Raw genomic sequence first — 12,265 nt, 5'->3', positions numbered from 1 at the left:
AGGGCCCCGCCTCAGCCGCCGAGACGCGCCAGGAAACCCGCCAGATCGTCGGTATGGTGGTGGATGTGCGGCGCCGGTTCCGCCTGCGGGGCGACATGGACGGTGCGCATCCCCATCGCATGCGGGGCGGCAAGGTTGCGGGCGTCATCCTCGAACATCGCGGCCGTCTCGGTCCGGACGCCGTCGCGGGCAAAGACCGCCTCGAAGGCGGCGCGCTCGGGCTTGGGGCGGTAGCCTGCGTGTTCCACCCCATAGACGGCATCGAACAGCCCGCCAAGGCCGCGCGCAGCCAGCACACGCTCGGCGTAGGGGGCCGAGCCGTTGGTGTAGACGATGCGCCGACCCGGCAGGGCCGCAATGCCCGCGGCAAGCGCCGGATCGGGCGCGAGGCGATCAAGCGAGATGTCGTGCACGTCGGTCAGGTAAGGGCCGGGGTCCACCCCGTGTTCGCGCATCAGGCCTGCAAGCGTGGTGCCGTAGCTTTGCCAGTAATGGCGGCGCAGGCGGTCGGCCTCGGCGCGCTCGACGCCAAGTGCACCCATCACCCAAGCCGTCATGCGCACCTCGATCAGGTCGAAGAGGCGCGCCGAGGGCGGATAAAGCGTGTTGTCGAGGTCGAAGACCCAGGTGGAGACGTGGGCGAAGGCGGCGGCATGCATGGGTCTTTAGGTAGCCCCGCAGCCAGGCAGCGGCAAGGCGCAAGGAAGGCGCAAGGCTTGAAAGCCCCCCGTCCGCGGCGCTAGGGTTCGCCACCCGACCGGAGCCGATAATGAAAGACGTCAAACCTGCGCAGAAAGATGCCTACACGCTGATTCTGGAGGCGATCGACTCGGGCCTTTACCGGCCCGGCGACCGGCTGGTGGAATCGGAACTGGCGGACCGGTTCGGGGTGTCGCGCACCCCGGTGCGCGAGGCGTTGCAGCGGCTGGAAACGCAGTCGATGCTGACGCGCGACGGCCGCAGCCTGATCGTCGCCTCGCTGGACCACAACGAACTGGCGGAACTTTACGCCGTGCGCACCGAGCTGGAAGGGTTGGCGGCGCGGCTGGCGGCGCGGCACGCGACCGACGAGGAGATTCACGTGCTGCAGGACATGGCGCGCGAGGATCGGGCGCTGTTGGGCGATCCGCAGGCGCTGAGCCGCGCGAACCGGCGGTTCCACAAGCAGATCCACCTTGCCTCGCACAACCGCTTTCTGGTGCAGCAGCTTGAGCTTGTGCACCGCTCGATGGGGCTGCTGGCGACGACGACCTTTGCCGCGGTGGGGCGTGAAGAGGTGGCGCTGGCCGAGCATGACGCGATCGTCGCGGCGATCGCGGCGCATGACGGCGACGCGGCCTACAAGGCGCTGCGGGCGCATATCTCGAAGGCGTTCGAGACGCGGCTGAAGATCGACGCGGGCGAGATCAGGACGCGCTGAGCGCGGGAACGAGCGGGGGTGGCGCGCTTTCGGTTGGTGAGGTGTCGTCGTTCGTATCGTCGGCCGGGGTATGATGGCCGTGGGTGGTCTTGTCCCAGTAGAACGGGCGGCCGATCAGTTCCCAGACGCCCTTCGCGGCGGCGAGCGCGCCAAGCGGGAAGTAGAGCGACAGCGTGGGCACCCAGAGCATCAACCCGCGATGCCGGGTGGCGGCGAGGCCGATCAGGCCGGTCGCGATGTTGACCGCCTCGGAGGCGAGGAACAGCCCGGTGAGTGCCCAGAGCAGCGGCGCGGGCAGGCCCGCCAGCGGATGCGGCAGACCCGCCACCAGCAGCCAGCACGACCACAGGACCGGGGCCAGCAGGAATTGCGAAATGGTGCCGAGAAAGAGCACCTGCACGCCCCAGAACCGCCGAGGCCCAAGCTCGCGCCACAACCTGCGGGGCTGGCGCATGTGCACGGCCCAGGTGACCATGTAGCCTTTCAGCCAGCGTGACCGCTGTTTCACCCAGGCGCGCGGCTGACAGGTTGCCTCTTCCGCGGTGTCCGTCTCGATCAACTCGGCGCGGTAGCCGTGGCGGGCGAGGCGCAAGCCGAGGTCGGCGTCTTCCGTGACGTTGTGGGCGTCCCAGCCCCCCAGCGCCTCCAGCGCGTCACGGCGGAAGAACAGCGTGGTGCCGCCCAGCGGGATCGTCAGACCAAGGCGGACGAGGCCGGGTAGCACGACGCGGAACCAGGCCGCATATTCGATGGTGAAGCAGCGTGTCAGCCAGTTGGTGTGCGCGTTGTAGAAATCAAGCCGCCCCTGCAGGCAGGCAACCTCGGGGCCGCGTTCATGAAAGCGGTGGAGCACACGGCGGATCTGGTCGGGGTCGGGCGCGTCTTCGGCGTCGTAGACGCCGATGATGCTGCCGCGGCAGAACGGCAGCGCGAAGTTCAGCGCGCGCGGCTTGGTTTTCAGCGGGCCCGGCGGAACCGTGACGATGCGCATGAAGGGGGGCAGGCGGGTGGCGGCAAGGGCGGCGGCGGTCATCGCATCCTCGGCCTCGACGCACAGCACGATGTCGAGCAGCTCGCGCGGATAGTCCAGCCGGGCGATGCGGGCGACCAGACGGGCGGCGATGTCGGGCTCGTGATATAGCGGCACGAGGATCGAGACGCAGGGCAGGCGGGCGATCAGCGGCGCCGCTTGGGCGAGGGCGGGCAGGCGGCGGGCGCGAAGCTGGGCCACCACGGCGGCGGCTTTCAGCGCCGTGGTGGCGATCAGGGTGATCAGCGTCCACAGCATCAGGAGCCCGAACACCAGCCGTGGCGCGGCCAGCAGCACGGCCAGCGCGATCATCACCAGCGGCGCGGCGCGCGCGGGGGCGAGCGCGCGCCAGCCCCGGCAGCTTTCGTCGGCGGGCACCAGGGTTTCGGCCCGGTTGGCCAGGACGGCGGACCGCAGCGCCACGACGGCGCGCCCGATTGCCGCCTCGTCGGCCAGCACCATCACCACCGGACCGAACAGCGCCCCCAGTTCGCGCTCGCACCGGGCGAACTGGTCGGGGCGGGCGGTGGCGACGACGACAACGCCCCCCGCGCGCCGCCAGGGCAGCAGCCCCTCGGCGATGCAGCGGGCCGCCCCCAGGCGGTCGATCAGGCGGGGGTCGGGCGGCGCGGCCTCGGGGTCGATGACCTGGGCGCCGCGCAACGCGGCCTCGGCGGCCAGCAGATCGGCGGGGGCGACCCAGCCGCGCGCGATGAGGATGTCGGCCAGCCGCGCCTCGCGCTGCGCGAGCAGGGCAAAGGCATGCGGCAGCACGGTGGGGGCGAGCGCCCCATTTCCGGCAAGGTGGCGCAGCAAGGCCTCACCCGGCAAGCCCTGCCGCACCCGGCGCGGGGCGACGGCAAGCGAGACGAGGCGGAGCGGGCGGCTGGACATGGCAAAACCGGAGCGGCGGCGGCCGGGCCAGCTTCGCCCGCTTCGGTTAAGGCGCGGTTAACGCCAGCCGGACGCCGGGGTCAGGCCGCGCGGCGTGCCTGCATCGCGGCCGTGAACCGCTCGAACAGGTAGTAGCTATCCTGCGGGCCGGGGCTGGCCTCGGGGTGGTACTGCACCGAGAACACCGGGCGCCCCGCCAGCCGGATGCCGCAGTTGGAGCCGTCGAACAGGCTGACGTGGGTTTCCACCACGCCCTTGGGCAGGGTCTGGCTGTCCACCGTAAAGCCGTGGTTCATCGACGTGATCTCGACCTTGCCGGTTTCCAGATCCTTCACCGGATGGTTGGCGCCGTGGTGGCCGTGGTTCATCTTCACCGTGCGGGCGCCAAGCGCCAGCGCCAGCATCTGATGGCCAAGACAGATGCCGAACAGCGGCAGATCGGCCGCCAGCACGCCCCTGATCATCGGCACGGCATAGAGGCCGGTGGCCGCCGGGTCGCCGGGGCCGTTCGACAGGAACACGCCCTCGGGGTTCAGCGCCAGCACATCCTCGGCGGTGGCCGAGGCGGGCAGCACGGTGACCTCGCACCCCGCCGAGGCGAGGCAGCGAAGGATGTTGCGTTTGGCGCCATAGTCGATCGCGACCACGCGCAGGCCGGGGCCCTCGCGGCGGGCGTAGCCCTGTGGCCAGGCCCAGCGCATTTCATCCCAGCGATAGCTTTGGGCGCAGGTCACGTCTTTTGCCAGATCGAGGCCGACGAGACCCTTCCAAGCGCGGGCCCTGGCGACCAGCGCGCCGATGTCGAAGTTGCCCGCGGGGTCATGGGCCAGCGCCACATGCGGCGCGCCCTGCTGACGGATGGCGCGGGTCAGCCGACGGGTATCGAGCCCGCCGATGCCGATGCGGCCCTTGGCGGTCAGCCATTGCGTCAACGCGCCGGTGGCGCGCCAGTTCGAGGGTTCGGTCGGATCCCATTTCACCACCATCCCGGCGGCGATCGGTTCGGCGGTCTCGTCATCCTCGACGTTCACCCCGACGTTGCCGATGTGGGGGAAAGTGAAGGTGACGACCTGTCCGGCGTAGGAGGGATCGGTCATGATCTCCTGATACCCGGTCATCGCGGTGTTGAAGCAAAGCTCGGCCACCGTGGTGCCGGTGGCGCCGAAGCCCTTGCCGTAAAACACCGTGCCATTTGCAAGCGCAAGGCAGGCGGTCGGTTTGGGCTGGGTTTGCGGGCTGGCGGGCATGGGGCGACTCCCGGGCGGTGGATCGCCGGGCAACCTATGTGCCGGGGCGGGCCGGGTCAAGGCCGCGCGTCGCATGGGTTTTCCTGTGATTTCAATGGGTTGGTTTTGGGGGCCAAGGTTGTCACGGCGGCGGCGGCGCGATAGGGTGACAATCAGGCAAAACAGGGGACGTGGCATGAGCTTGCGCGAGCGGATCGGCGAGGCAGTGAAGACGGCGATGAAGGCGAAACAGCCCGAGCGGGTGTCGATCCTGCGGCTGATGAACTCTGCCTTGAAGGACCGTGACATCGTGCTGCGCGGCGAGGGCGCGGCCGAGATGACCGAAACCGACGTGGTTGCCGTGTTGAGCCGGATGGTGAAGCAGCGGCAGGAAAGCGTGCGCGCCTTCGACGAGGGCGGACGGGCGGACCTGGCCGACAAGGAGCGCGCCGAGATCGCGGTGATCGAGGAATTCCTGCCGCGTCAACTGACGGCAGCCGAGGTCGAGGCGGCGGTGGGCGCGGCGATCGCGGCGACGGGCGCGGCCAGCGTCAAGGACATGGGCCGGGTGATGGCGGAACTGAAGGCGCATTACACCGGCCAGATGGATTTCGGTGCGGTCGGGCCGATGGTGAAGGCGCGGCTGGGCTGAGGCGATGACGGTCGCGCTCTACCTCGCGGCGGCGCTGCTGGAGATCGGCGGCTGTTTCGCGTTCTGGGCCATCCTGCGGCTGGGCGCGAATCCGCTGATGGCGCTGCCGGGTGGGCTGGCCTTGGTGCTGTTCGCGGTGGTGCTGACGCGGGCGCCTGCCGATGCGGCGGGGCGCGCCTATGCCGCCTATGGCGGGGTCTACATCGCCGCCTCGCTGGGCTGGCTCTGGGCGGTGGAGGGGCGGATGCCCGACCGTTGGGATGTGCTCGGCGCGGCGGTCAGCCTTGGCGGGGCAGCGATCATCCTGTTCGCGCCGCGCGGATAGCCGTTCATTCCAGCCGCGCAATCGCCCGTTCCAGATCGCCCTTCAGCGCCACGCGTTCCTCGGGGCTGAGGAAGGCGCCGAGTTCGACCTCGCGCCCGCCGCCTTTCAAGGTCAGGTAGCTTTCCACCGGCCCGCCGGTTTCGTGCAATTCCATCCGGACCCAGTGCGGGTTGGCGACCCAGTCCTTCTGCCTGCCCTTCGGCTCGAACCGGTTGATCTCGATCCGGTCGGGCCAGAGGCGGAGCCGTTCGATCAGCTTGCCGCTGGCATAGTTTGACCGCAACGCCAGCCAGAGGCCGCCGACCGTCAGCACGATGAAGGGCAGCACGCCCCAAAGCTGCGGTCGGCCCAGCAGCGCCAGCAGCGGCACCAGCAGCAGCACCGCCGCCATCGCGATCACGAAGACAAAGCCGCCACGCGGCAGCGAGCGGTTGGGCCACAGGTGCAGCTCCGCCACCGGCGGCACGTTTTCACCCCAGACCGGGGCCGATAGGGAAAAGGCCCCGGATTTCTCCGGGGCCTCCTCGATCCGTTTCACCCATTCCAAGGGCATCTTAGTGGCTGTGACCGTGCTTGAGCGCCTGATCCCAGTCGGCCGGTTTCGGCAAGATCTCGAACGTATGTTCCGGCGGCGGGTTGGGCAGGGTCCATTCCAGCGTGTCGGCGTATTCCTGGTGCCAATAGTTCGGCTCGGTCACGCGGCGACCCGCGAACAGGGTGTAGAACACCACGCCGAGGAACCACAGGAACGAGGCGAAGGCGATGAAGGCACCGATCGACGAGACGAAGTTCCAGTAGGCGAAGGCGTCCGGATAGTCGATGTAGCGGCGCGGCATGCCCTGACGGCCGAGGAAGTGCTGCGGGAAGAAGGTCAGGTTCGAGCCGATGAAGAACACGAAGAAATGCAGCTTGCCCGCCCATTCCGGATACTGCCGACCCGACATCTTGCCGATCCAGAAGTAGACCCCGGCGAAGATCGCGTAGACGGCGCCAAGGCTCATCACATAGTGGAAGTGCGCCACGACGTAGTAGGTATCCTGATAGGCGCGGTCGACGGCAGCCTGGCTCAGGATCACGCCGGTCACGCCGCCGACGGTAAACAGGAACAGGAAGCCGAAGGCGAACAGCATCGGCGTCTTGAACTCGATCGAGCCGCCCCACATCGTCGCGATCCACGAGAACACCTTGATGCCGGTCGGCACCGCGATGACCATCGTGGCCAGCATGAAGTAGCTTTGCTGGGTCAGCGACAGGCCGACGGTGTACATGTGGTGCGCCCAGACGACAAAGCCCAGCACGCCGATGGCGACCATCGCGTAGACCATCGGCAGGTAGCCGAAGATCGGTTTCTTCGAGAAGGCCGAGATGACGTGGCTGATGATCCCGAAGCCCGGCACGATGATGATGTAGACCTCGGGGTGGCCGAAGAACCACAGGATGTGCTGGTAAAGCACCGGGTCGCCGCCGCCGGCCGGGTCGAAGAAGGTGGTGCCAAAGTTGCGGTCGGTGATCAGCATGGTGATGGCGCCGGCCAGCACGGGCAGCGACAGCAGGATCAGCCAGGCGGTGACGAAGATCGACCACGGGAACAGCGGCACCTTGTGCAGCGTCATGCCCGGCGCGCGCATGTTCAGGAAGGTGGTGATCATGTTGATCGCGCCGAGGATCGACGAGGCACCCGACAGGTGCACCGCGAACAGCGCGAGGTCGGTCGAATAGCCTGCCTCATGCGTCGAGAGCGGCGGATAAAGCACCCAGCCGATGCCCGAGCCCAACTGGCTGTCACCGCCCGGCGAGAACACCGAGCAGACGGCAAGCGAGGTGCCCGCGATGTAGAGCCAGAACGACAGGTTGTTCATCCGCGGGAAGGCCATGTCCGGCGCCCCGATGTGCAGCGGCATGAAGTAGTTGCCGAAGCCGCCGAACAGCGCGGGAATCACCACGAAGAACATCATCAGGATGCCGTGCGCGGTGACGATCACGTTCCACAGGTGCCCGTTCGGGGTGCAGGCGCGCGTCGCGTCGGGGATCAGTCGCATCCCCTCGGCGCACATGTACTGCACGCCCGGATACATCAGCTCCATGCGCATGTAGACGGTGAAGATCACCGAGATCAGGCCGACGAAACCGCCGGAGAAGAGGTAGAGGATCCCGATATCCTTGTGGTTCGTCGACATGAACCAGCGGGTGAAGAACCCCTTGGTTTCATGCCCTTCGTGGCCATGTATGGCTGCGTCGGCCATGCTCGCCTCCCGTTTTTGTGGCGTTCCCTGAGCCACGGGGGGCTAGTCCCGGGGCCTCTATCCTTCGGCTTTTAGAAGGTCGCTTGCCCCGCGGCAATCGCCCACTTTGATCTGTATCAACAAAAATCCAGATGTTCGGGGGATTTGCGGGGCAAACCTGGCGTCAATTCGCCGCAGGACCGACCGAGGCCAGGTAGGCCGCGACATCGGCGCCGCCCGTCGGCAGCATGAAGGCCATGTTCGACTTCGCCGCGTCGTCCTTGGTCTGCGCCTTCACGAAGGCGGTCGGGTTCGTCACGTATTGCGCAACCAGGTCCTGGGTCCAGACCATGCCGGTCTTGCCCAGTTCCAGCAGGCCCGGCCCGTAGCCGAACGCGTCGGCCGACCCTGCCTTGTGGCCCGAGGCCGCGACGCGGCCGATCACGCCGTACAGGTTCGGGCCGACCATGCCGCCCTTGATGATCGCGGTGCCGTCGTCCTTGATGATCGAATGGCAGGCCTTGCACTTGTTGAACTGGGTTTCCCCCTTCGCGACATCCCCGTCGGCGAAGGCCGGGGCGGCGAGGGCGATCACCGCGAGGCCCGCGAGTATCTGCGCTTTCATGTGGTAGGCTCCTTTGATGCTTGTGGTCAGTAGGTGCGGGCCAATCTGGCGCAGTTCGCGCCGGGGTCAAAGGCTCAATGATGCCGCAGCAGGGGCCGGGCCGATGACGCGGTCGAATGCCTCGCGCAGCGCCAGATCGACATCGCCCATCGTCACCGGCAGACCGAGGTCGACGAGGCTGGTCACGCCGCGGTCGCGGATGCCGCAGGGCACGATGCCGCCGAAGTGGCTCAGGTCGGGCTCGACGTTGATCGACAGGCCGTGGAAGCTGACCCAGCGGCGCAGTTTCACGCCAATGGCGGCGATCTTGTCCTCGGCCGGGGTGCCGTCGGGGTTGGGCGCGCGATCCGGGCGCACGACCCAGACGCCGACCCGGCCCGCGCGGCGTTCGCCCTTGATGGCGAAGGCGGCCAGGGTGGCGATCACCCAGTCCTCCAGCGCGGTGACGAAGCGGCGGACGTCGCGGCCGCGCAGGTTGAGGTCGAGCATCACATAAACCACCCGCTGCCCCGGCCCGTGATAGGTGTATTGCCCGCCGCGACCCGCCACATGGACCGGGAAGCGGCCCGGATCGGTCAGGTCTTCGGCGCGCGCGCTGGTGCCCGCCGTGTAGATCGGTGGGTGTTCAAGCAGCCAGACCGCCTCGGTCGCGTCGCCCGCAGCGATTCGCGCAACCCGCTCCTCCATCGCGGCCAATGCCGTCTCGTAGGGGACCAGCCCGTCCCAGACCCGCCATTCGAGCATCGTTTTTCCCTTTCGCCCCGCCGAAGTGCCGCACCCGCCGGGATTCTGTCGCCGGGCGTGACCGGGCGTGATAAACTTTCTGTCACATCGACCAGATTTGTTGTGGGAGTTTTGTGATGAACCAAAAGCGAATTGCAACCACGGTTCTGCTGGCCTCGCTCGCGGTCGGCCCCGTGCAGCCAGTGTTCGCCGACAGCCTCGGCGCCGGAATTGCCGGCGGTATCATCGGCGGCATCATCAGTGGCGCCATCATCAACGAGGGCAACAGGAACCGGCGCACCACGACGACGTATTACGCGCCCGCCATGTCGTCGGCGCAGCGGGCGCAGAACGTCGAGGTTCAGACCGCGCTGAACTACTTCGGCTTTCCGGTCGGCGGCGCCGATGGCGTGCTGGGCGGGCAGTCGCGCGCGCAGATTTCGCAGTATCAGGCGTTCCTTGGCTATCCGGCCACCGGCGACCTGAGTGATTTTCAACGCACCCTGCTGGTGAATGGCTACAACCGGGCGATTGCGGGCGGTTCGGCGACCATGCAGCAGGCGGCGGCCAATCCGATGGGAACGCGCGGCCTGCTGATCGCCTACCGGGACGAGATGGCCGGTGTGAACCAGCCGCCCGCCAAGGCGCTTATGCAACCTGCGCCCGACACGACCCAGACGGCCCAGCCGGTGCAACCCACCACCCAGGCCCCCGCCGCGTCCGCGAACACCACGATGGCAGCCTTGCCGAACTTCGGCGCGGGTGCGGTGATGACGGTGTCGCTGGCCTCGCAGTGCAGCAAGATCGGTCTGACCACGGCCTCGAACGGCGGTTTCATCACCGTGGCCAACATGACCGACCCGAACGCCGCACTGGCCGAACAGTTCTGCATGGCGCGGACTTATGCGATTTCGCAGGGCGAAGAGATGCAGGCCAAGGTGCAGGGCTTCACCCCCGACCAGATCGCGCAGCAGTGCCAGGGCTTTGCCCCCGCGATGAAGGACTACATCGGCGAGCTTGGGATGAAGCCGCGCGATTCGGTGCTGGGCGACGTGAACGGTTTTGTCGCCCGCGCCGGGATGGCGCCCGTGCAACTGGACGCGACGGCGAAGATCTGCCTTTCGGTCGGCTACCGGACCGACAACATGGATGTGGCGCTCGCCTCGGGCCTTCTTCTGGTCGCGCTGGGTGAAAAGCCCTATGCCGAGTTGATCGGCCACCACCTGTCGCAGGGCTTCGGCGCGACGACGCGCCCCGATCTGGCGCTGGCCTGGTACCAGATGGGGCTGGATGCGCTGGCCGCCGGGCAGCCCGCCGTCTTCGCCCCCGGTCAGCCGGAGCGCGCGTCGCTGATTCGCAAGGCGGCCTTTGCCGTCGCGGGCCAGGCCGACAACACGCCGCAACCCACCGCGCTGCCCAGTTTCGCGGTGCCCGCAGCGGCCGCAGCGACCTCCGTCTCGGCCTCGGCGGGCGATACCCAGCCCGCGCCCGCGGCGGCGGGCGCCGTGTCGACGGTGGACCAGTTGCCGCTGGCCGCGCGGCTGCCGTTCCTGCTGTTCAAGCAGTGATCGGGGTGGGGGCCGGGCATTTGTGAAGGGGTCCAAGAATCCCCTTCACATCGAGCCAAGCCTCCGCTAAGACGCCGCCACCAAGCCAAGGCATGCGGATGTGGCGGAATTGGTAGACGCGCAGCGTTGAGGTCGCTGTGGGGTAACACCCGTGAAGGTTCGAGTCCTTTCATCCGCACCAGGCGCCCCCTGAAGGGCGCGCGCGCAAGCCACCCGACCGGGTGGCTTTTGCGTTTGCGGGCGGTTCCGGCCCTTCCGGCAGTTTACGGCGGGTGCGATGCAGGTCAGACCCCTGCGCGAACGCCGAATTTTCCAGCATCGCGGAGGCTTTGCACGATTTCTCCACAACGCGGTTGCAATGCGGGGTGGGTTTCGTTTTATTCGGAACCAATCAACGTGCAGCCAGACTGCCGAAGAATGACAGGGAGACTGCGGTGCAAGCACCGTCCAAGATCGACGGCTTCGTCGAATTCGATCATGTGCAGAAAAGCTACGACGGGGAAACCCTCGTGGTCAAAGACCTCAACCTGTCCATCGCCAAGGGCGAGTTCCTGACCATGCTGGGGCCGTCGGGATCGGGCAAGACGACCTGTCTGATGATGCTGGCGGGGTTCGAGACCGCGACGCATGGCGAGATCCGGCTGGACGGCCGCCCGATCAACTCGGTGCCGCCGCACAAGCGCGGCATCGGCATGGTGTTCCAGAACTACGCGCTGTTTCCGCACATGACGGTGGGCGAAAACCTCGGGTTTCCGCTGGAAGTGCGCGGCATGGGCAAGTCCGACCGCGAGGCCAAGATCAAGCGCGCGCTGGACATGGTGCAGATGGGGGTCTTCATCAACCGCCGCCCGGCACAGCTTTCGGGCGGCCAGCAGCAGCGCATCGCGCTGGCCCGCGCGCTGGTGTTCGACCCGTCGCTGGTGCTGATGGACGAACCGCTTGGCGCGCTCGACAAGCAGTTGCGCGAACACATGCAGTTCGAGATCAAGCACCTGCATGAATCGCTCGGGATCACCGTCGTTTACGTCACCCACGACCAGGGCGAGGCGCTGACGATGAGCGACCGCATCGCGGTGTTCAACGACGGCATCATCCAGCAGCTTGCCGCGCCGAACGAGCTTTACGAGAAGCCGCAGAACAGTTTTGTCGCCCAGTTCATCGGCGAGAACAACAAGCTGCCCGGCACTGTCGAAGAGATCGCGGGCGGCCGTGTGACGGTGCGGTTGCAGACCGGCGAGTTGATCGACGCGACGCCGGTCAACGTCAGCAGGAAGGGTCAGCAGACCCTGGTCTCGATCCGGCCCGAGCGCATCGAATACAACCCCGACCGGCTGCCCGCAGGCGCGCACACGATCGAGGCCGAGGTGCTGGAATTCATCTACATGGGCGACATGTTCCGGACCCGGCTGAAGGTGGCCGGCAGCGAGGATTTCGTCATCAAGAACCGCAACACGAGCGGGCAGCGGCGCCTGCAACCCGGCGAGATCGTCAGGATCGGCTGGGCCCCGCAGGACGCGCGCGCGCTCGATCCGTTGTGACCCGCGGCCGTGGGCGGCCCGCCACGGCATGCCGCGGACTGC

At 67.6% G+C, this 12,265-nt stretch carries 12 protein-coding genes and 1 tRNA gene; 6 read left to right on the top strand and 7 right to left on the bottom strand.

All coding sequences use genetic code 11. The features are described from left to right. Window positions 1-11 precede the first annotated feature (11 nt). On the bottom strand, window positions 12-659 hold the full coding sequence (locus AC11WY_RS06030) for a pyrimidine 5'-nucleotidase (protein WP_482923545.1): 648 nt from the start codon (window positions 657-659) through the stop codon (window positions 12-14). 110 nt (window positions 660-769) lie between these two features. Here AC11WY_RS06030 and AC11WY_RS06025 point away from each other — a divergent pair, with 110 nt between their 5' ends. Continuing rightward, the gene (locus AC11WY_RS06025) at window positions 770-1,420 is read left to right on the top strand and encodes a GntR family transcriptional regulator (protein WP_482923543.1); all 651 of its coding nucleotides are present in this window, start codon (window positions 770-772) and stop codon (window positions 1,418-1,420) included. Here the strand turns inward: AC11WY_RS06025 and AC11WY_RS06020 are convergent. Continuing rightward, window positions 1,407-3,344, bottom strand: coding sequence for a glycosyltransferase (locus tag AC11WY_RS06020; protein ID WP_482923541.1), 1,938 nt, complete (start codon window positions 3,342-3,344; stop codon window positions 1,407-1,409). The two genes, AC11WY_RS06025 and AC11WY_RS06020, sit on opposite strands and share 14 nt — an antisense overlap. A gap of 80 nt (window positions 3,345-3,424) precedes the next feature. Beyond that, entirely contained in the window at window positions 3,425-4,591 is a 1,167-nt protein-coding gene (gene carA / locus AC11WY_RS06015; protein WP_482923539.1) for a glutamine-hydrolyzing carbamoyl-phosphate synthase small subunit, read from the bottom strand. Between the two features lie 175 nt (window positions 4,592-4,766). Here carA and AC11WY_RS06010 point away from each other — a divergent pair, with 175 nt between their 5' ends. Beyond that, complete coding sequence (locus tag AC11WY_RS06010; RefSeq protein WP_482923538.1) at window positions 4,767-5,222, top strand: GatB/YqeY domain-containing protein; 456 nt, start codon at window positions 4,767-4,769, stop codon at window positions 5,220-5,222. A gap of 4 nt (window positions 5,223-5,226) precedes the next feature. After that, on the top strand, window positions 5,227-5,547 hold the full coding sequence (locus AC11WY_RS06005) for a YnfA family protein (protein WP_482923536.1): 321 nt from the start codon (window positions 5,227-5,229) through the stop codon (window positions 5,545-5,547). Window positions 5,548-5,551: 4 nt separating this feature from the next. Here AC11WY_RS06005 and AC11WY_RS06000 read toward each other — a convergent pair whose 3' ends face one another. The 4 genes from AC11WY_RS06000 to lipB all read right to left on the bottom strand — a co-directional run bounded on the left by AC11WY_RS06000 (window position 5,552) and on the right by lipB (window position 9,138). Continuing rightward, a complete protein-coding gene (locus AC11WY_RS06000) occupies window positions 5,552-6,100 on the bottom strand; it encodes a DUF2244 domain-containing protein (protein WP_482923534.1) in 549 nt (182 codons plus the stop codon). A gap of 1 nt (window position 6,101) precedes the next feature. Then, window positions 6,102-7,790 carry a cytochrome c oxidase subunit I gene (locus AC11WY_RS05995; protein ID WP_482923533.1) on the bottom strand — a complete coding sequence of 563 codons (1,689 nt, stop codon included), beginning with the start codon at window positions 7,788-7,790 and terminating at the stop codon, window positions 6,102-6,104. Window positions 7,791-7,953: 163 nt separating this feature from the next. Then, window positions 7,954-8,394, bottom strand: coding sequence for a c-type cytochrome (locus AC11WY_RS05990; protein ID WP_482923531.1), 441 nt, complete (start codon window positions 8,392-8,394; stop codon window positions 7,954-7,956). Window positions 8,395-8,460: 66 nt separating this feature from the next. Continuing rightward, window positions 8,461-9,138, bottom strand: coding sequence for a lipoyl(octanoyl) transferase LipB (gene lipB / locus AC11WY_RS05985; RefSeq protein WP_482923529.1), 678 nt, complete (start codon window positions 9,136-9,138; stop codon window positions 8,461-8,463). 116 nt (window positions 9,139-9,254) lie between these two features. Between lipB and AC11WY_RS05980 the strand changes: the two genes are divergently transcribed. The 3 genes from AC11WY_RS05980 to AC11WY_RS05970 all read left to right on the top strand — a co-directional run bounded on the left by AC11WY_RS05980 (window position 9,255) and on the right by AC11WY_RS05970 (window position 12,223). Then, the gene (locus tag AC11WY_RS05980) at window positions 9,255-10,685 is read left to right on the top strand and encodes a peptidoglycan-binding domain-containing protein (protein ID WP_482923527.1); all 1,431 of its coding nucleotides are present in this window, start codon (window positions 9,255-9,257) and stop codon (window positions 10,683-10,685) included. Window positions 10,686-10,779: 94 nt separating this feature from the next. Then, window positions 10,780-10,866, top strand: a tRNA-Leu gene (locus AC11WY_RS05975). 253 nt (window positions 10,867-11,119) lie between these two features. Continuing rightward, the gene (locus AC11WY_RS05970; RefSeq protein WP_482923525.1) at window positions 11,120-12,223 is read left to right on the top strand and encodes an ABC transporter ATP-binding protein; all 1,104 of its coding nucleotides are present in this window, start codon (window positions 11,120-11,122) and stop codon (window positions 12,221-12,223) included. The last annotated feature ends 42 nt before the right edge of the window (window positions 12,224-12,265 follow it).

The organism is Solirhodobacter sp., from assembly GCF_964715405.1.
Note: the sequence above shows the minus strand (reverse complement) of the source record. Positions and strands in the feature narration are given on the sequence as shown.